Consider the following 21,133-nt stretch of genomic DNA (forward strand, 5'->3'; position numbering starts at 1 on the left):
ATGGCTGAATTTAAAAGCACTACAATTATTGCTGTTCGAAGAAATGGAACCGTCGCTATGGCAGGCGATGGACAGGTAACCCTCGGTGATACAATCGTAAAAGGAACTGCAACAAAAATAAGAAGATTATATGGTGGTAAAGTTCTTGCAGGTTTTGCAGGTTCTGTTTCTGATGCCTTTGCATTATTTGAACGGTTTGAAGGAAAGTTAGAAGAATTCCATGGTAATTTGACGCGTTCCGCAGTTGAACTTGGAAAATTATGGAGAACCGATAAATATCTGCGACAGTTGAATGCTATGTTAATTGTGTGCAGTAAAGATGAAATCTTACTTGTGTCTGGAACAGGAGAAATTATAGAACCAGATGATGATATTTTGTCGATTGGTTCAGGTTCAGGTTTCGCATTGACCGCAGCACGTGCTTTAATGAAGCATACAAATTTGTCAGCAGAACAAATTGCACATGAGGCTTTAAAACTTGCATCACAAGTTTGTATTTATACAAATGAACATATAACAGTAGAAATTTTGTAATTTTAAAATAAAAAATTTTTTAAAATAAAATATTTGAAAAATATAACACGCATCATAACCTCATAAAATGAGGCTAAAATAAATATTAAAAAAATAGTAGAAAAAAATTTGCGTTTTAAATATAATTTTGTTCATTATCAGAACTAATTAAAGTTGAATCGGCATTAAGAGGAAAGTTCAATGACCAGTTGTCATTGAGTAAATCGTTCCTCTTAAAATAAAAACAATAAGGAGATTCACAATGGCCGCTGCAAAGAAACCCGCTGCAAAAAAAACAGCTGCAAAGAAACCTGCAGCAAAGAAACCTGCAGCAAAGAAGCCTGCTGCAAAGAAACCAGCAGCGAAGAAAAAGTAGTTAAATAGTGATGTAGCTTAACATCACAAATTACTAATCTTGGCCTACAATTTGAAATCAATTGTAGGCCATAATTATTTTTATTTGGATTATAAATAAACGAAAAGAAAAACTAATGTTAGAAAAAAAATATAAAATCATTTTCAATAAAGTTCTTGATACCGCTATAAAAAATATACCTACAGGTGCTGTCGCATATATTGGACAATATGATGAGGTGCTATTTTTCCAAGCGTCTGGAAAATGTTCAGTTGTGCCGTATGAAGAACCTATGGATAAAGATGTTATTTTTGACCTTGCATCTCTCACAAAAGTTATTGCAACAACCACATCAATTTTATTGTTATACCAGCAGGGGAAATTAAAATTAGATGAGAAACTTTATAAATATATTCCACTTCCCCTTTTTAAAGAAATTACAATTAGACATTTATTAACACACAGCTCGGGTATTATCGGATATGAAACATGGTACAAAGAAATATTCTCTTTTGAAGACCTATTGATTAAGTTGTCAAAAACAAAATTATTCTTTAAACCTGGAACGAATCATCTCTATTCAGACTTCGGTTTTATATTATTAGGAAATATTATCGAGACAATATCAGGTAAAAAATTAGATCTATTTTGCAAAGATAATATTTTCTCCCCATTAAATATGAATAACACATTTTTTCACGTTCCCAAAGAATTTATTGATAAATGTGCTCCAACAGAAGAATGTCCATGGCGAAAAAAAATTATAAGAGGTGAAGTACATGATGAACATGCCTACGCATTAGGAGGTGTTGCTGGGCATGCTGGACTATTCTCTACTGCTGAAGATTTAGCCCGTTTTTCACGTGCTTTAATAAAACAACAACTACTTGAAAAAGAAGTAATAGAAGAGATGGCAACATGTAAAATAATACCTGATTATCCTTGGCAAGTATTAGGATGGAAAACAGACCCTTTTTGGGATAGCATCGAGGGGCAACTACCTTTTCGTTTTGCTCTTGGACACACAGGTTTTACAGGAACCTGCTTATGGTGGGATAGAATATCAGGATACTATGCCATTTTGTTAAGTAATTCATGCCATCCGCGAAGAGAAAAAAGAGACAACCGAAAATTAAGAAAAACATTCTATAATTCCCTGGCAGTGATTGTCCATCCACAAAAGATGAATACCCACTACGGAATTGACACTCTATTGAGAAATGATTTTCAGCCTATTAAGAATGCCTCTGTCGGATTATATACAAATACTTCCGCAACCAGTACAACAGGCAAGACAACCTTAGATATTTTTTATACATCTGAAAAGATAAAACTAAAATGCATTTTTACCGCTGAGCATGGATTAAATGTGTCAGAAGAATCTGGAAAATCAGAAAAACAGAAACAATGGATGAATATACCATTAATTGATATGTATTCGAAACATAAAACTAATCAGTGGAGAGAAATATTAAAAACTCTTGATTGGATTGTAATTGATATTCAGGACATCGGTGTTCGCTATTACACGTATATATATTCGATGATTCAATTATTAAAATTGTGTATGGAGTACAATAAGAAAGTTCTTATTCTTGATAGACCAAATCCACTCGGAGGAGAGATTATTGAAGGAATTTTTCCTGAACCCTCATTTGTAGATGAAGTATGTTGGGGAAATGTTCCTGTCCGACATGGCTTAACGATTGCAGAAACAGCATTATGGATACAAAATACAAATAAAGAATTCAATAATTTAAATCTTGATGTTATAAAATTGGATGGCTGGTTTTATGATTTATTTTTCCATGAATTAGATTTGCAATGGATTCCTCCATCTCCGAATATTCAAAGTGTTGATTCCGCTCTATGTTATATCGGAACATGCTTATTTGAAGGCACAAATATAAGCGAAGGTCGAGGAACTAAAAAACCATTTAAAATAATAGGTGCACCCTGGTGTAACCCAGAAAGAATAATTTCTAAAATACCAGATAATTTAAAACAAGGAATTGAAATAAAAAAATGTTCCTTTGTCCCAAAACCTATATTAGGAAAAACAACAAATCCAAAATACAATGGAGAACTTTGTGAAGGATTAGAATTTCAAATTATCAACCCTCATTTATGTAGACCATTTCGTTTGGTTGTGGAAATCATTAAATTAATAAAAAGCAACCATCCCAACGAATTTCAATTTAATGCACATTTTGACAAACTTTGTGGAACCTCTAAACTTAGAATAGCAATCGAAAAAAATGAAGACCTAAATAATTTATGGTTACAAACAGAAAAAAATATTCAGACTTATATAACAACACATCCCCGATTATACACATCTCTCAAAGACGAAACACAAAAATTAATCGAATTGGCATAAAAACATATTAATACTTATTTATTATAAATAATATGTTTCTATGTCCTTTTTTGAAACTTGAACATAATCCATTGTCCTATTTATTATCATAGAGCAAACAACGAAGTGGAGTTCTCTTATGGATATTCAAGAATTATTTGACATTGTCCTTAAAGAAAATGCATCCGACCTTATTATCAGTGCTGGTGCTCCACCTATCCTTCGAATTAATGGCCAACTTTATAGAACTAAAACAGACCCCTTAACACCCCAAGCCACTGAAAAGATAATTTACAGCTTTCTTACCAAAGAACAAAAAGAACAATTTGAAAAAGAAAAAGAATTGGACTTCTCATTAGCAGTTGGTAGAAAACATAGATTTCGAGTAAACGTGTATTATCAAAAACAATGTGTAACCGCAGCACTACGACCTATTCCAGAAAAAATCCCTTCTCTAAAAGATTTGGGTTTACCTGAGAATCTCAGAGAACTTGCATTTGCTCGTCAAGGTTTAGTTCTTGTTACTGGCCCCACTGGTAGTGGCAAAACGACGACCCTCGCTTCTCTTATTGACATCATTAACAATCAGAGAGCATGTCATATCATTACCATAGAAGACCCAATAGAATATGTTCACACCCATAAGAAAAGTATTGTAGACCAACGTGAAATTGGAGGAGACACGCATAATTTTGTTCGTGCATTAAAATATGTATTAAGGCAAGCACCCGATGTTATTCTCATCGGCGAAATGAGAGACCTTGAGACAATCCAGGCGGCACTTACCGCTTCTGAAACTGGACATCTTGTATTCGCAACACTACATACCAACGATTCCATCCAAACAATTGACCGTATTATTGATGTCTTCCCCGCAGGACAGCAACAACAGATACGTTTCCAATTATCGATGGTTTTATTAGCGGTAATATCTCAGAGATTACTACCTCACAAAGACGGTGAAGGTCGCGTCTTAGCGTATGAAATATTAAGGTCAAATAATGCTATTTCTAACTTAATTCGTGAAGGTAAAAATTATCAGATATATAGTATATTAGAAACAGCATTTAAGGATGGTATGGTTACCTTTGACCGTCGCCTAAAGGAGTTATATCTCGAAGGACTTATTTCTTACGAAGATGCCATTGCTAATATGAAAAACCCAGAAGAACTAAAAGAAAGTTCTACATAATCCCGATGGTACACTCAATTATTGGTTTGCTAATTCTTGGATGATTTCCGCAATTAATGCCGTCCAGCCTGTTTGATGACTTGCACCAATCCCTTCGCCAGTATCACCATTAAAATACTCATAAAACAAAAGATGCTCTTCACACGAAAAAATATTGTTATAACGATAAAATGTTTCCATTGAAGGGATACACCCTTGTGAATTTTTCTTGAAAAGTGTTAGTAATCGGCTCCTAAGTTCATCCGCTATATTATGAAAACTATAATTTTCAAATTGTTGTGATGAGGTATATTTAAATTCGCTATGAGATAATCCTAACTTATCCATACTATGAATAAACAAATAATTAAGGGGAAACCATATAGGACCAAACCAATTTGTATTCCCACCAAATATCCTCGATTCCAATTCACCAGGACAATATTTTATTTCATAATGCCTTCTGGATGTATGAACATATAAAGGTTTTTCGCGATGATACCGTGATAACGAACGCAATCCATACGGTGATAAAAATTCAGATTCATCTAAGGCATATTTTAATAATGCATCCCGTTGTTGGTCTGTAATACACGATATAGCAATATACGTGTTCCCCGTATCTTTACAACAAAATGTCTTAGAAAAAGCACTCAAATATTTATGTGTGTTTAACAATCCTTCTACTACTTTTGATAATTCTGGAAGAGAGTGTAATGGAAGATGTACTATCCCAAATAATGGAACCAAACCTGAAAAAGCCCGAACTGGTAATTGAAATTCTTTCCCTTCAACCCGAAGTAAAGGATAAAAGAAGGAGTCATTCTCATCCCAAAACGTTAAGCCATTGTTCCCTTGTAATAAATCAATCGATTTGATGAAATAATGACAAAGACGCACAGCAATCTTTTCAAACAGCGGATATTTAATAGCCACGTTACAAGCCAACTCAAGAATATTTCCAATAAGAAAAGGTGTCCAGAAAACTGCTTGTGATTCTTCTATAGTATGCTCTTGTTCAGGTATTTTTTCTAACAAACAAAAATTATCAAGCCCAATAAACCCATTTTCAAATAAAGTTTTTCCATCAGTATCTTTTAAATTAGTCCACCATATTAAATTCGAATATAACCCGCACAACGCATCCAATAAGAAGGTATTGTACAAATCATCTATATTTGCAGAAAAATGTAGCCGTTCTAAAAGGGTCATAACTTTATTAATTCCCCACGCCATTACAGGTGGATTTACAAAAGAAAAATTCCACTCAGATGCAGGAATTTGCCCTGTTGTATTTTGATACCGTTCCGATAAAAATAGTTGAAATTGCTTGATACAAAAAGCAGGATCTATCCGTGCGGTAGGAATTAAATGAAACGGTAGGTCCCATGAAGCAAACCACGGATACTCCCATTTATCCGGAACAGAAAGAACATCCGAAACACATAGTTGCCTCCATGGTTCAAAACGTCTATGTTTCTCATGGTATCCTAATTGATTCGCAACATGTAGCCAATCTTTTATAGGAAGCGAATAAAAAATCCGAGTCCATAATAGCCCTGCATAAGCCTGTCGCATTATCGTCTTTTCAGAGTTATCTATCTTCTTGGGTAATATTTCATCATAAAACGCATCACACTCCTTTCTTCTGAGTTCCAAAAGATGTGTGCACTTTTCCCCCGTAGGTTCCGATGACATCTCAGATATCGACGAAAATCGTAATTGAACAGAGACGCTCGAATGAGCAGGAACTGAAAATACATACCAAACTGCAACTCGTGTCCCTCGGTTATTCAGCGATAAAAATTCACTATTATTATAGATAATCCGTTGTGTAAAAGCCTCTCTTTGTCGTTTTGAAAAGATACCATTTTCTGATTGACTGTCAAATTCCGACTCATTCTCACAAAAGAGCAACTGAGGCAGAACATTCCCCGTTCCTTCTCCACATTCCAAACGATACTCACCTAATTTAGAATCAGAAAATACAACATGATTCGCCCCCCCATAATATATTTGAGGTTTCCTATCAATTCTGTCCAACAACCATGACCATTGCCAGCTATTCCTGAAAAAAAACTGAGGAATAATATGCAGTGGTTTTGTCGCTTTACTTCTATTCCATGCTGTAATTTGGATAGCAATATCCTTCGGACTCCCCTTAGCATATTCTACAAAAATATCAAAATAATTCAGATTATCAAATACGCCAGTGTCCAAAAGTTCATACTCTGGGTCATAACAACTTCTGGACTGGTTTCCAGAAATGAGTTTATCATACGGGAATGCTTCACATGGATAACGATATAACGCTTTTGCATAAGAAAAGCTTGGAACTGCATCAAGATAATAATAGTATTCCTTCACATCTTCTCCATGGTTCCCTTCCAATGCACTTAAACCAAAAAAACGTTCTTTCAATATAGAGTCCACACCATTCCAGAAAGACATACTGAAACAAAGCCTTCCCGAACGTTCACACCAGCCAAATATTCCATCCTCTCCTAATAAATAATTACGAACCCTTGCCGCGTCAAAGGTTGTATATTTCCATGCTTGTTCTGGAGAAGAAAAGCACTCCCGAACCGTTCCCCATTCTCGCTCTGGTAAATATGGCCCCCATTCTTGCCAGAAGTCTCCTTTATAAATTATCTCTTTAATCCTTTCTTTTTCTAAACTCATATTCTTCCCTTGATATAATTAATGATAAAATATATCTCGTTTTATTATACTAAAATAATTCCTATTTCTAAATTTAGGAAAGTTATAAATTATACAAAAGAAAATAAATAAAATATGAGTAGAGAACGATGTGTTAATTTAACAATATTAGGTGGAGGTGGGGAAATTGGAGCTAATTGTTATCAGGTTTCCTATGCTAACGAGTATATCTTGTTAGATTGTGGGATTCACCCTAAAAAAGAAGGATTTGAATCTCTTCCAAACTTTGACCGGATGGAAAACTTTCCAGATGCAGTGCTCATTACCCATGGTCATGTAGACCACTGTGGTTCCTTACCCTATTTAATCCGATTATTCCCCCATTTTAAAGTACATGCTACCCTCCCTACTATTAGAATTATCGAACGAATGCTTCATAACAGTGTCGTTGTTATGAACACCTTACGTAAAGAACGTGGAATTTACGACTACCCACTTTACCAACATGACGATGTCGAAAATTTAATGGAGACAACACGAGCTCATTTATATAACAATCTATTCGATGTCAGCAACAAATCAATTTTTAAAGCCTTATTCAACCCTGCAGGTCATGTGCTCGGCAGTGGAAGTATTTTATTAGAAATAGATAATTATAAGATCCTTTATACAGGTGATATTTCATCTGGAAATCAGGAATTGTTGGGTCCTTATCAGTCCTTCGATTGGTTAGACGAAGTAGATACCATAATTATTGAAAGCACTCAAGGCGCATTAGATGAAGAACAAATAAATCCATACTTTGACGAAGCACTCCGTTTAGCAGACAATATCAATCACGTTATAAAAAAAGAAGGCTGTGTATTAATTCCTACATTTGCTCTCGGCAGAACACAAGAAGTCGCCAATATTCTTGCTCGACTACAAGAAGAAGGCATATTAGCAAAAGTCCCTATTTATATCTCTGGTTTAGGTCGTGCGATATATGATATTTATGAACAATTCCGAGAGTATCTCGACCAAAATAGCCATTTACGTCCCTTAAATATTTTCCGAAAATTGGGTAATGTATGGGAACCTGACATTGTTAAAAAACTCATATCTACCCCTTCCATTATTATTGCAACTTCGGGCATGATGGTAGAAAACACCCCGTCCGCATTAATTGCACAAGAGATGGTAAAAGAAAAACATCACGGTATATTCTTTGTTGGATACATTGACCCAGAAACATTAGGTTTCAAATTATTAGAAGCACCAGAAGGGGCTGAACTTCAATTCCAATTAGATGTCCCACCCGTCAAAGTAAAACTACGAAATATCAAAAGATTCCATTTTAGTGGCCATGCTAATCGAAAAGCTTTGTTAGACCTGATATACCAATTAAAACCCAAAAATGTTATCTTAGTTCATGGAGACCCACCAGCCCTTCAATGGATGAAAGAAAATATCAATTCAAATACAAATTGTTTCGTTCCACAAAATGGCTCAACAATCTCATTAGAAATATGATATGCCTGAGAAAAAATCCAAAAAAATAAAAAGAAAAATAGTCTCTCTTTTTGCATTGGGGTTCCTTCGTTTATTCCAGAAAATCCCATTATCCTCATCACGCAAAATTGCAATCCTGTTTGCATTCATTGCATTCCACCTTGTCCCAAGAATAAAAAAAGATGGGTACAAACACATTAATTACGCCTTCGGAGATTCCATTACCAAACAAGAAAAAAAAGACATCCTTTGGAGGGCTACAAAAAATATGTTCCTCGTAGCCTTCGAACTACCTCATCTCCCAAAATTGGCAGAGAATAAATATAGCAACATCGCTTATTACAGAGGTGTTGAAAATATTCAAGACTACATAGAAAAAAAACAAGGTGCCTTATTTATCAGTGCCCATCTCGGCAATTGGGAAATGATGGCTTCCTTAATGAGTAGCCATGGCTACCCTGTAGCAGAAATTGTTCGTGAATTTGATGACCCAATTCTTAATAATGCTATAAATGATATTCGAACACGGGCAAAGATAAAGACCATCTCAAAAGACCGTTCCGCTAATGAAATAATAAAACTATTGAAAGAAGGTTGGTTTGTTGGAATATTAATTGACCAGTCCCCCCGAGATAATGGTGCACCTGTAACATTTTTCGATAAACCGTGTTGGGCAACAATCGGCCCAGCCTTCATCTATGCCCGCACAAAAGTCCCAGTGCATCCTGTTAAAATGATACGACAAGAAGATGGCACCCTTTTCTTTGAAATACTACCTTCGCTTGAATTAGTCCAAACAGGAAATTTGCAAAATGATATATTAATTAACACTCAAAAATGTCAGGATGCTATCGAAAAAATGATTCGTGAACATCCTGACCAATGGCTTTGGTTCCATCGACGGTGGAAACAAAGAGAAAAATTAAAGGCTTATTGGGAAGCAAAACGAAACAAAAATAAAACTAACAATTTTGAATAATATAAATAGTTTTATTGTATAGTTTATAATTTAATATCACCTTAAAAGAAAGTTAAGAGGTTCTCTAATGAGTATAGCCATTATTACCGGTTCCGGTGGACTCGTCGGTTCCGCATCCGTTCAACGTTTTGCAAAAGAAAAATTCGATATTGTGGGTATCGACAACGATTCCCGTGCGTATTTCTTCGGGAAAGAAGCCAGTACTCGTTGGTCTGTCGAATACTTACAAAACACATACCCAAATTACAAGCATTACAATATCGACATTCGTAGTTATGAAGAATTAGAAAAAATATTTCAAAACTACCAAAAAGACATCTCAATTATTATTCATACCGCAGCACAACCCAGCCACGATTGGGCTGCAAAAGAACCATTTACTGATTTTGGAATAAACGCATTAGGAACACTTAATTTGTTGGAATTGACACGCCGATATGTTCCTGATGCTGTCTTTATCTTTACCTCTACAAACAAAGTATACGGGGACCTACCAAACTTTCTCCCTCTTATTGAATGTGAAACACGCTGGGAAGTCGAACCATCTCACCCATGGGCAGAACATGGAATTGACGAAACAATGAGTATTGACCAGAGCCAACACTCCATTTTTGGTGCCTCCAAAGTTTCAGCAGATGTTATGACTCAAGAATATGGCAGATATTTTGGAATGAAAACAACAATCTTTCGTGGAGGTTGCCTCACAGGACCACAACATTCAGGTGCAGAATTACATGGCTTCCTTGCTTATCTAATGAAATGTGCCATGACAGGTAGAGACTACCACATCTTCGGATATAAAGGAAAGCAAGTCCGTGATAATATTCATGCAAACGACTTGGTCGAATGTTTTTGGGAAGTATTTAATGATCCTCGTTGTGCCGAAGTATACAACATCGGAGGAAGTAGATTTAGTAATTGTTCTTTAATAGAAGCGATAGAAATGAGTGAAAGCATTGTCGGCAAGAAAATGAACTATACATATATAGACCAACCTCGTAGAGGAGACCATATCTGGTGGATAAGTGATGTCCGCAAATTTCAAAAACATTATCCCAAATGGCAATTAACATATAATGTCCCAAAAATTTTAGAGGAGATTTACTATGGCCTCAAAGGCCGACTCTAATGTAATACCCGTCCCCAAAAATACACTTCTTTATTCAATTCTTATTCCTGCTCACAATGAAGAGAAAAACATCGCATTTACAGTGGAAGAATTAATTCAAGAATTACGGAACGAACAAATTCCTTTTGAAATTGTTATCGTTAACGATAATAGTCAGGATAATACACAGAAAGTTGTAGAAGAACTAAAAACACAATACCCAGAAGTCGTATTAGTAAACAATCCTCTGCCTAATGGTCTGGGTAGAGCCATACGCACAGGCTTAAAGAATGTTAAAGGAGATGTAATCGCAATTGTAATGGCAGACCGTTCAGATGACCCTAAAGATATTGTCCGTTGTTATCGCAAAATTGAAGAAGGCTACGACTGCGTATTTGGCTCCCGTTTCAGAAAAGAAAGCATTGTTAGCCACTACCCAAAAATAAAACTAATTGCAAATCGTATTGTAAATAAATTCTTACAAATCCTTTTCCTAACCCATTTCAATGACCTAACAAACGCATTTAAAGTTTACCGACGACATGTTATCGAAAATATTAGTCCATTACAGTCAGCTCATTTCAATATCACCATCGAAATGTCGCTATCCTCTTTAATCCGTAAATATAAAATTGCCGAAATCCCTATTTCTTGGTATGGGAGAACATGGGGACAATCGAAACTCAAACTTCGAGAAATGGGAAGAAGATATTTATGCACTATGTTAATGGTTTGGTTCGAACGACTTTTGATCTTGGACGACATCATAACTGAAAAAAATCATCAAATAAATCAAAACAAAAAAGATAATTAACGTTCCTTCCGCCTCATCAAAACACGATAGGACTCCCACTCAGGTTCATTCTCAAAAATCCAACGATAGTACTCTTTCTGTGTCAATTCCGAACCTGCTTCCTCATCAGCGACAACAACACAATTAGGGTGTAATTGTAAAGCAGTTGCTGAAATCATAGCAGTAAAAGGACCCTCCACTGCTTTAGCCAATATCTTACTTTTATGCTTACCTATAACCAACACAATACATTGGTCCGCCTCAAGAATAGTCCCAACGCCCATCGTTATAGCCCGTTTTGGCATCTCATCAGGATTAGGAAAAAGATGCTTATTTTGTTCAATTGTCCTCGGTGAAAGAGCCTTTTCTCGAGTCCGCGAAAACATAGAAGATAAAGGCTCATTAAATCCAATATGTCCCGATTCACCTATACTTAATATCTGCAAATCAATCCCTCCATAGTCTCGTATTTTTCCCTCATACTCAATACATTCCTTCTTAATATCCGATGCCATCCCATTTGGAATATGAGTATTCCGCGGGTCAATATTAATATGTTGAAAAAAATGATACCGCATAAAATAATGATATGACCCCGGATGTTCCGGTGCTATCCCTATATATTCATCCAAATTAAACGTCACTGCTAATGAAAAGTCCAAATTCTCTTTCTGATGCATCTCCACAAGACGACCATAGAGAGGTATCATTGTCCTACCTGTAGCCAATCCCAAAACAGAATGTGGTTTTTCCCTTAACCTTTCTGCGATAATATAGGCAACAAGATTGACAGCATCATGAGAAGTCGGTTGAACAATAACCTGCATATCAAATGCCTTTCTATATTAAAAGTTTAAATAGGTAATAGAAATGAAAAAAGTATATACTACCGTTGAAGAAGTATTCCACGCATTAACACATGGATTAGGTGCCGGACTGAGTGTTGCCGGCCTTATAATCATGTTAGTTCTCGCCGTCCAAAAAGGAGACCCATGGATACTCGCGAGTGTACTTGTTTATGGAAATGCCCTAATCCTTCTCTATTTAAGCTCAACATTATATCATTCATTCCCACAAGGCAAATTGAAACAATTCTTCCAATTTATGGACCACGCCTGCATTTACGTGCTTATCGCAGGGACATATACACCTTTTCTGCTTGTATTTATGCGCGGCATTTGGGGATGGACTCTTTTCACCGCATTATGGGTTTTAACCATTCTCGGCTTCATCTTTAAAATATTTTTTATCGGCAAATGGAACCGACTCGCTACGGTTATTTATGTTTTAATGGGTTGGATAGCAATCATAGCATTAAAACCTGCAATTGAAATGATTCCCTTCGGAGCATTAATCCTTATGCTTATAGGTGGTATTCTTTATACAGGCGGTGTTGCATTCTACCTTTGGGAACGATTACCTTTCCACCATGTAATATGGCACTTATTTGTATTAAGTGCCAGCATAATCCATTTCATTTGTGTCTATATTTACATTCTTTCTTCTAATGTTTCCTAATAAATACCACTACTAAATTACACTATATATTGCCTCTACCAATCGGTCAATATTATTGGTGGTTATCCCGGCAACATTAATACGACCCGAATTTACAATATAAATTGAAAATTTTTCCCGTAAACGTAATACCTGTTCCTCCGTCAAACCTGAAAAAGAGAACATTCCCTTTTGTCTCTCAATAAAACCAAAATCTTGGTTTACCCCCTTCTCCTTTAATTTGTCAACAAGCAATTTTCGCATCGTCTTAATCCGAACACACATTTCCTTCACTTCCTGCTCCCATTCTTTGCGAAGTTCTTCAGAACTAAGAATGGTATGTACAATATATGCACCATGGGCTGGAGGATTTGAGTAATTAGTGCGAATAACAACCTTGATTTGACTTAACACCTTTTGAGTTGTATCTGAATCGCTACAGACTACTATTAAAGCACCACATCTCTCATTATATAATCCAAAATTTTTAGAGAAGGAACTACAAATAAACACCTCAGGAACAACATCAGCAACTATCCTGACACCCAAAGCATCCTCCTCCAAACCATCACCTAAACCCTGATAAGCAAAATCAATCAAAGGTAAAATATTACGCTCCTTCAATATTAGTGCAATTTCCTTCCATTGATTCTTATTTAAATCGATTCCCGTCGGGTTATGACAGCAACCATGTAACAGTAAAATATCACCTTCTGGTATCTGTTTTATTGTATCTAACATGCGTTCCCATGCAAGACCATGAGTCTCAGGATTATAATAAGGATAAGTCTCAACTAAAAATCCCGCAGATTGGAATATCTTCGCATGATTTTCCCACGTCGGTTTACTAATCCAGATCTTTTTAGAACCAATATTCATTCGAATTAAATCTGCAAAAATACGAAGTGCTGAAGTCCCTCCTGCGGTCTGAACCGTAGCAACACGTTTATTTTGAATAAGCAGATTATCAGCCCCAAGAACTAATTTCTGCACCTCATTACAAAAATCAGGGAGACCCGAAATAGGAAGGTATGATTTCGTCTGCTCTTTTTCCAACAAAATAGCCTCTGCCTTCTTCACCGTATTGAAAATCGGAGTTTTATTAAAATTGTCCTTATAAACTCCGACCCCCAAATTAATTTTTTCTGAATTTGGGTCTTTCAAAAAAGCCTCAGTTAATCCAAGAATAGGATCAGGCGGTGCCATTGTAAATTTTTCTAACATAGAACCCTTTCTTTACTTATTGTTTTAGTTGATTTTAGTTGGGTAATTATAAAAAGTATTAATTCTTTTCCTGCATAACACTTTTCCGGGCTTTTTCATCTAACTCTAATTCGTAGCGATCCACATCTGTTAAATGCCTGTCTGTAACAATAATTAAGTGAAAACCATATTTGGTCTCAATAATATCACTTAACTGTCCAATAGGTGCAGACCACACATAATCTTCAAAATTCGGTTCAAATGAACGCCTCTCATAATAGCCCAAATCACCTCCTCTTCGTGCACTTGCTGGGTCATTAGAATACTCTCTCGCAAGTTTTTCAAATGATTCCCCCTTTATAATCCGTTCTTTTAATTCTGTCGTTAATTGTAATGCCCGTTGACGGTCTGCGGGGTCATTAGGGTTAAATTTAATAAGAATATGTTTTGCACGGACATAAGAGGTTTTCGGTTTTATCTGACCTGCCAACCAGATAAAAACAATCATAACGACAACAAGTAAAATAATTCCCCCCCAGATATACTTTGTCCAATCTTTCGGTTCTTCTTGTGGAACGTCTTCTTTATACATCATCTCATCCATAATACCAAACCATCTCGTTTAAATTCCTAATTGATTTAGCATGTTGCCATATAGACGGGCATAGAAACTAATTACGATAAATCCAATAACTGCCCCAACAAGCAATAAGATTAATATGTTAAACACTTTCGATGCAACTCGTAAAGCTTGCTGAGCATCTGACAAAAAATATTCTGCAACCTTCTGTAACGATTCGTCCAATTTCCCTGATTGTTCCCCTACTGCAACCATTTCTTGACCCAATCGCCCTACCCATGGAAGAGACTTAAATGCTTTTTCGAGCGTGGATCCATTGCGAATAAGATGAACCGCCATAATAACATCTTGTTGATATTGAGAACTTGGTAATAACTCAGAAGATTGTAATAGTGCATCAGTAATCGGTATACCACTCGCATATAAAAGAGCAAATGATTTGAAAAAACGCGTTAATGAAAACTTATGAATGATAAAACTGAATGGCCAGACATATCGAAATATACTATATATAACATTCTGAAAATATTTTGTATTCTTAAAATACATTACAACCATAAAAAACAAAAAGAACAAAATACACACCTTTATCTGAAATGAAATATAAGATGTAAAATAAGCATCTAATGAAAACGACCTTTCAAAACTGATTTGTTTAACAATTCCTAATGCAAAAGTCCCGAGAAACCAACCTAATATAAGCTGAATAATAGGATACGTAAGCGAAGCCAATGTTGAGCGCTTCATCTTCCACAGGTCTTCATAATAAACACTTAAATCACGCAATATAACATCAAGACGACCTGAACGTTCTCCTGCTGAGACCAATTGAATAAACAAATCAGGGAAAACCTCCCTCTGTTTTAATGCGTCACTTAACGTTTTCCCATGAATTAAATCATCTGCACAATGATAAAGTATCAATTTAACTCTACGAGAAGGAAAACCATCCCCCACAATTTGTAAAGCCTGAATAATAGGAATGCCACCTTCGTATGCAGAAGCAAGCTGTCTACATAAAATTGACATCATTTTATAATTTAATATAAACTTTCCAAAACTCATATACGTTATAATTACACTTTGTTTAAATTAAGCAATGTTTCTCCATATTCTATCACACAATCAGAATATTTTAGGAATGGAACGTAGTTTTTGGTTGTTAGGTTTATATTTAATAGTAGCCATAAATGGAATTCCACAATAATAATACAAAAGATAGGAAATAGTATGGAAAGGAAAACCAATTATTTAACCGTTGCAATTATATTATGTGTCCTTATATCTTTAATTATGTTAGATGGCTGGTCAGCACCCAAAAAGAAAAAGAAAGTAGAAGAAGAAGTTCCTGCCCCCAGAAAATCACCATGGGTTTTAAGACATCGTTACACCTTTTCATGGGAAAATATGGGAATTGATTTTGATGAAATGAACGGCGATTGGCATATTTACTATACCAACCCCGATGATTATAAAGAACTCACTGTTATTGAAGGATATGGACCATCTTTTCAACTTAAATCAGGTGAAGAAATCTCTGTCGAGTCTTTTGGAAATGCAGTAACTGAACGAGAAAACGTAGACAGCATTTTCGGTCCAGCAACGCATTTTACAACCACTTTCCCCATAAAAAATGATATTGCTGTGCAACAACGTGCTACAAGTTTTAAACAACGTTGTTTTGTATTATTTACCACAATAATCACAAATAAAGGAACAAACCCTATCTCAATTGCAAAAATATCACCAATCATATTCCCTCCCGTATCTGAAATGATTACAAGATTGCCTAATAAAAAAATACTTAGACCAGTAGCCAGTTATGGTGGCTCTTTGGTCTTTGTTCCAGAAGAAGAAGCTCAGGTCCTACAAATAAAAACAACAACAAATGACGAAAAAATAGCCTTTGCAGTTTGTCCACAAGGAAAAGCCTCATCAAAAATGGTAATCTCTGGTGAAGGGGATAATTGGACAGGGGCTATAGAATGTCATTTTAATCCACCCATAACTCTAAATCCTGGTGAATCTGTTGAAAGCGACCCTATATTAGTTTCATTTAGCAACGACGCATATAAATTGATGACCACCTTTACTTGGGTTATCTCCCAATTATCTCCACCCCTTTCAAAAGTCTCAAATGAAAAACAAATCCGTGGTTGGGTTGCTGTTGAACCAGAAAAAGGGACGATTAGTAACCTTTCAAAAATTGCAAGTTTTTCAAGTAATCTCGGTCTAAACGCCGTCCTTATCCCACAAAGTTGGGAACACCCATTAGGTTCACTTAAAGGAAATACAAAAACCCTGTCAAGAGATATGAAATTAGTTATAGACCAACTCAAAAACAACGGTTCTATGAAAGTAGGTTTAACATTAAATCCTTGGGCTGTTCCAATAGAAAGTAATTGTTCAATACCTACCAACGATGGCTACGCTGTTGTAAAATATAATACCCCTGAGGGTATCGAAGTCGCTAAAAAACGCTGGGAGAAAATTCTATCGTGGAATCCTGACTTTGTAGTTTGCGATGTTGATATACCAAATGAAGTGCTTGAACAAATGAACTCAACTCGAAACGAAGCATTACATATCGGCGTAAAGGAACTGTCCACTTTCTTTAATAAAATCCCCATTTATCCTATGAGCTCAAATCGTGTTATAAATTCAGAAGAGGAACTTATAGAATTTTGTGCGATGGCGGGTTCTGTGGTTAACTATAATTCGAATATTGCCCCTGTTAAAATTAATAACCAAATAGTAAAGTCAGAAAATAATCTCGTAAATACATTGCTCCAATCACTCCCAGCCCCCGCAGTATGGCTTGGCAGTTTTAATGAAACAGATATTTCAAAAAAAATATCCCAGTTAAATAAGTATACAAAAGTAATGTTTACTCCTGTGGACTTAGATAAAAAAGAACCCAAAATCTGGCATTTTAGAAGTTATGCAACTCAGGATAGTTTTACTAATTCAATTATATCTATCACTCAAAATGTCGAACCCGTACCTATAACCATGTTGAAAAGTATAAAACCTGATGCAATGTTATGGGATTATAAAGATGAAAAATTTATAAAAGATGATAGTACTTTACTCAATATTTCAGGAAATGGATTTATTGGCATTGTGTCTATAACAGAACAACCATCTGTTATTGGAATTAAAACGGATAAATTATGTGGAATGGAAGGAATCGATTCCGTAAGATGGAACAATGAAAAAAAAGAATTAGATATTGCATTTAAAGAGTCTTTTAATATTCCAGCCACTTTGTTTATTTACAAACCAGATACATTAAAGACAACAAAAGTCCTGGTTGAGGACAAATCATTAAAAAACGTCAAAATTTCTGAGAATGTCCTTTTTATACCCTTAAAACCCAACACCACCAAAGTAGACCTAACCTTTAACTAACAATCACTAATATCCTTATTTTCCCTGTCCACCTTGTCCGTCCTGCCCGCCTTGTTCAGTGGTTTTGCCCTTCCCTTGTCCGCTCTGCCCGCCTTGTTCAGTGGTCTTGCCCTCCTCTTGTCCGCCCTGTCCGACTCGTCCGATTCGTCCGCCTCGTCCGACTTCTCCGACTTCTTCCGTTTTTAAATCCCATCCCCTCTCAATTTAAAATAATAAAAAAACAAACTATAACCTATCGTGATTTACACTCGTTTACAAAAACAAGCAATTAATACCCTACGCTTATTTGAAATATTTCAAGTATTTGCGAAGCATGGCTTTTATGACATGCTTTCCCGTTTAGGTTTACTCAAACGCCTTCCTTGGTCTTTATATAGACAAATTAAAGAAGATTTCCCAAATATAGAATTAACATGGGGCGAACGATTAAGACAAGCATTAACAGAACTCGGACCTACCTTCATAAAAATGGGACAAATCCTCAGCACGCGTCCAGACCTTGTAGGTTTTAATATCGCACAAGAATTGAGTCTATTACAAGATAGAGTAGCACCATTGCCTTTCAATGATATTGCTAAGGTTATTCAAGATGCCTTCAATAAACCTATAGAGGAAATTTTCCTGAAATTTGAAACAGAACCTGTTGCTGCTGGTTCATTAAGCCAGGTCCACAAAGCAATATTGAACGATAAAACAACTGTGGCAGTGAAAGTTAAGAGAATAAATATTGACCATGTTATTGAAGCTGATATTGAATTAATGAAAATGATTGCTTCATGGTTAGAAGGACATCCAGATATATCTTTCCTTAATCCTATGGGAATTGTTAAAGAATTCGAACGCTCTATTAAACGGGAATTAAATTTCAATACAGAAGCCAGAATTATCCAGTTATTCCGTAAAAATATGAGGAACAATAAAAATGTTTTTATTCCACGAGTGTATAAACAATACTCATCAAACGAAGTATTAACAATGGATTGGGTTGATGGCGTCAGAATTGACCAATTTGACATGTATGAACAACGGAATTGCGACAGAAAAATAATTGCACGACTCGGTTGTGAAATCCTCTGTAAAATGGTTTGTGAAGACCACCTTTTCCATGCAGACCCACACCCAGGAAATATTTTTATTACATATAACAATCAAATCGCTTTTTTAGATTTAGGAATGTCTGGAAGTTTAGATGTAAAAGATGTAATGTTAATTTCAAATCTCTTAATAGCAATTTTTCATCAAGATGTACATGAATGCACACAGGCAGTATTAGAACTATGTTCAAAACCAAATTTTAAAGATATAAAATCTCTTGAACATGAACTTTCCGATTTTATCACCTTCGAAGCGTATCCAATAATTAGTACAGGACAAGTCGGAAAAGGAATAGAATATGCCATTCAAATTTTAAGAAACTATGGACTTGAATTAGCACCTCGTTTTACATTGCTATTAAAAGCATTGGCAACTATCGAAAGCGTCGGACGACAATTAGACCCAGAACTCAATTTTGTCTCCATTATTCAGCCTTATCTTGAACGATTTATCCTTTCAAAATATGAACTACCAAATTTAAGAAGAGAACTTAATCAATATGTAAATACATTACTTCGCTTTATAGTTGAAGTCCCTGATGATTTGCGAAATATTGTGTCGCAAGTCCGAGCAGGTGAGATTAAAATTCATATTCATCATGAATATCTCGAAAAATTAGCTAATATTATCGATAGTTCCTCAAACCGTATATCAGTTAGCCTGATTGTCTCTGCACTCATTGTCGGTTCAAGTTTATTAGTCACAACCTCCGCAAGCACCAAAAATTTAGGTACTATTGGATTTGCCCTTGCTGGAATACTCGGAATTTATCTAATCATCTCAATGTTGTTTTCAAAAAAACTATAAGAAAATTTAGCAATATGGCTAAACTAAAAATTGTAAATAACGCTAAAATTAATCTGTATCTTGATGTTATAGGAAAATTCCCAGATGGATACCATAAAATTGAGTCTATTTTCCAAACAGTCAATTTAACGGACACCTTAATCTTTAAAGAAATTCCAAAAGGAATTCAGGTTATTACAAACAACCCTTTTTTACCTACGGATGAAAGAAATATTATTTATAAAACAATTGAAATGGTAAAAAAACGTACAAATATAAAAACAGGAATCCAGGTCCAGCTTCAGAAAAACATACCAATTTGTGCAGGCCTCGGGGGTGGTTCTGGAAATTCAGCAGGCACATTAAGTGCATTAAATAGTTTATGGAACTTAGGTTGGGATGAACTTCAATTACGAAATATCGCAGAAAGATTGGGTTCCGATGTACCATATTTCGTGACAGGAGGGACACAGGCTGTGACTGGAAAAGGTGAAATACTTCACCCACTACCAAATATCAACGACCAATGGTTGGTTCTAATACACCCCAATATCCCGCTTTCCACAGCAAAAGTCTACCAACACCCTGCTTTATCTTTCCGAACTCATTTAGATAAAAACAAAAAATTTACACTACCATTTATAAAAGCCATTGTGAAGTTACAGAAACGAGAATGGGAACATGTTATATACAACCGTTTAGAAGTTCCAGCCTTTAAAATAGCCCCACAATTAGAATGTATAAAAACAAAAATTAAAAAATGGGGATACCCCTATGTAGGAATGAGTGGAAGTGGCTCAACCTTTTTTGTATTAGTAGAGTCAAAAGAGCAAGGTGAAAAATTAATAGAAAAAGTAAAATTAAAAGCAAACTTGGTAAAAACAGAACCCTTTGGTATAAAAATAAATTAAAATAATGAACAAAATAAATAGTTATCATGTATAATTAAATGAACTATAAAAGGTAAAAATATGAACAATATGATTTTAATTATGTCAAAAAATAAATACCTTATTTTTATGTTGCTATTCTTATGTATACAGGCATATTCACAAACAGAAGGAGCAGTAGAAGGAGAGGGGTTGTTTGACCCATGTCATATAGAGGGATGTGAAGAGGTATGCGATGATG

The 21,133-nt window shown here is 35.5% G+C and carries 16 protein-coding genes; 11 read left to right on the forward strand and 5 right to left on the reverse strand.

What is annotated here, in order from left to right; all coding sequences use genetic code 11:
* From hslV to PLJ10_01835, 3 genes are all read left to right on the forward strand, one after another.
* Positions 1–534, forward strand: coding sequence for an ATP-dependent protease subunit HslV (hslV, locus tag PLJ10_01825; protein ID HOK08380.1), 534 nt, complete (start codon positions 1–3; stop codon positions 532–534).
* 470 nt (positions 535–1,004) lie between these two features.
* A complete protein-coding gene (locus tag PLJ10_01830; protein HOK08381.1) occupies positions 1,005–3,248 on the forward strand; it encodes a DUF1343 domain-containing protein in 2,244 nt (747 codons plus the stop codon).
* Positions 3,249–3,366: 118 nt separating this feature from the next.
* Positions 3,367–4,419, forward strand: coding sequence for a type IV pilus twitching motility protein PilT (locus PLJ10_01835; GenBank protein ID HOK08382.1), 1,053 nt, complete (start codon positions 3,367–3,369; stop codon positions 4,417–4,419).
* A gap of 18 nt (positions 4,420–4,437) precedes the next feature.
* On the opposite strand, the gene PLJ10_01840 is transcribed toward PLJ10_01835, so the two are convergent.
* Positions 4,438–7,080 carry a glucosidase gene (locus tag PLJ10_01840; GenBank protein ID HOK08383.1) on the reverse strand — a complete coding sequence of 881 codons (2,643 nt, stop codon included), beginning with the start codon at positions 7,078–7,080 and terminating at the stop codon, positions 4,438–4,440.
* A gap of 114 nt (positions 7,081–7,194) precedes the next feature.
* Between PLJ10_01840 and PLJ10_01845 the strand changes: the two genes are divergently transcribed.
* The 4 genes from PLJ10_01845 (at position 7,195) to PLJ10_01860 (ending at position 11,451) form a co-directional block, all read left to right on the forward strand.
* Positions 7,195–8,571, forward strand: a complete 1,377-nt coding sequence (locus tag PLJ10_01845; GenBank protein ID HOK08384.1) for an MBL fold metallo-hydrolase — start codon at positions 7,195–7,197, stop codon at positions 8,569–8,571.
* Position 8,572: 1 nt separating this feature from the next.
* Entirely contained in the window at positions 8,573–9,529 is a 957-nt protein-coding gene (locus tag PLJ10_01850) for a lysophospholipid acyltransferase family protein (protein ID HOK08385.1), read from the forward strand.
* Positions 9,530–9,596: 67 nt separating this feature from the next.
* Positions 9,597–10,658 (forward strand): NAD-dependent epimerase/dehydratase family protein, encoded by a 1,062-nt coding sequence (locus tag PLJ10_01855; protein HOK08386.1) that lies wholly within the window; start codon positions 9,597–9,599, stop codon positions 10,656–10,658.
* Positions 10,636–11,451, forward strand: a complete 816-nt coding sequence (locus PLJ10_01860; protein ID HOK08387.1) for a glycosyltransferase family 2 protein — start codon at positions 10,636–10,638, stop codon at positions 11,449–11,451. Before PLJ10_01855 ends, PLJ10_01860 begins: the two co-directional genes overlap by 23 nt.
* Here the strand turns inward: PLJ10_01860 and nagB are convergent.
* Entirely contained in the window at positions 11,448–12,257 is an 810-nt protein-coding gene (gene nagB, locus PLJ10_01865; GenBank protein HOK08388.1) for a glucosamine-6-phosphate deaminase, read from the reverse strand. The genes PLJ10_01860 and nagB overlap by 4 nt on opposite strands.
* 43 nt (positions 12,258–12,300) lie before the next feature.
* Here nagB and PLJ10_01870 point away from each other — a divergent pair, with 43 nt between their 5' ends.
* Positions 12,301–12,948, forward strand: a complete 648-nt coding sequence (locus PLJ10_01870; GenBank protein HOK08389.1) for a hemolysin III family protein — start codon at positions 12,301–12,303, stop codon at positions 12,946–12,948.
* 12 nt (positions 12,949–12,960) lie between these two features.
* Here the strand turns inward: PLJ10_01870 and PLJ10_01875 are convergent, their stop codons facing one another.
* Genes PLJ10_01875 through PLJ10_01885 form a run of 3 tightly spaced genes read right to left on the reverse strand, consistent with a single transcriptional unit; the run spans position 12,961 to position 15,775 of the window.
* Positions 12,961–14,151: an amino acid aminotransferase gene (locus PLJ10_01875; GenBank protein HOK08390.1), complete on the reverse strand. Its 1,191-nt coding sequence runs from the start codon at positions 14,149–14,151 to the stop codon at positions 12,961–12,963.
* A gap of 58 nt (positions 14,152–14,209) precedes the next feature.
* Positions 14,210–14,734 carry a peptidylprolyl isomerase gene (locus PLJ10_01880; GenBank protein ID HOK08391.1) on the reverse strand — a complete coding sequence of 175 codons (525 nt, stop codon included), beginning with the start codon at positions 14,732–14,734 and terminating at the stop codon, positions 14,210–14,212.
* Positions 14,735–14,752: 18 nt separating this feature from the next.
* A complete protein-coding gene (locus PLJ10_01885; GenBank protein HOK08392.1) occupies positions 14,753–15,775 on the reverse strand; it encodes a type II secretion system F family protein in 1,023 nt (340 codons plus the stop codon).
* A 165-nt stretch (positions 15,776–15,940) separates the two neighbouring features.
* On the opposite strand from PLJ10_01885, the gene PLJ10_01890 reads away from it, so the two are divergent.
* The 3 genes from PLJ10_01890 (at position 15,941) to ispE (ending at position 20,913) form a co-directional block, all read left to right on the forward strand.
* On the forward strand, positions 15,941–18,121 hold the full coding sequence (locus PLJ10_01890) for a hypothetical protein (GenBank protein ID HOK08393.1): 2,181 nt from the start codon (positions 15,941–15,943) through the stop codon (positions 18,119–18,121).
* 237 nt (positions 18,122–18,358) lie between these two features.
* Positions 18,359–20,023 (forward strand): AarF/ABC1/UbiB kinase family protein, encoded by a 1,665-nt coding sequence (locus tag PLJ10_01895; GenBank protein ID HOK08394.1) that lies wholly within the window; start codon positions 18,359–18,361, stop codon positions 20,021–20,023.
* Positions 20,024–20,037: 14 nt separating this feature from the next.
* The gene (gene ispE / locus PLJ10_01900) at positions 20,038–20,913 is read left to right on the forward strand and encodes a 4-(cytidine 5'-diphospho)-2-C-methyl-D-erythritol kinase (GenBank protein HOK08395.1); all 876 of its coding nucleotides are present in this window, start codon (positions 20,038–20,040) and stop codon (positions 20,911–20,913) included.
* The last annotated feature ends 220 nt before the right edge of the window (positions 20,914–21,133 follow it).

Origin of the sequence: Candidatus Hydrogenedens sp. (genome assembly GCA_035361075.1) — a bacterium.
Classification (GTDB): Bacteria; Hydrogenedentota; Hydrogenedentia; order Hydrogenedentales; family Hydrogenedentaceae; genus Hydrogenedens.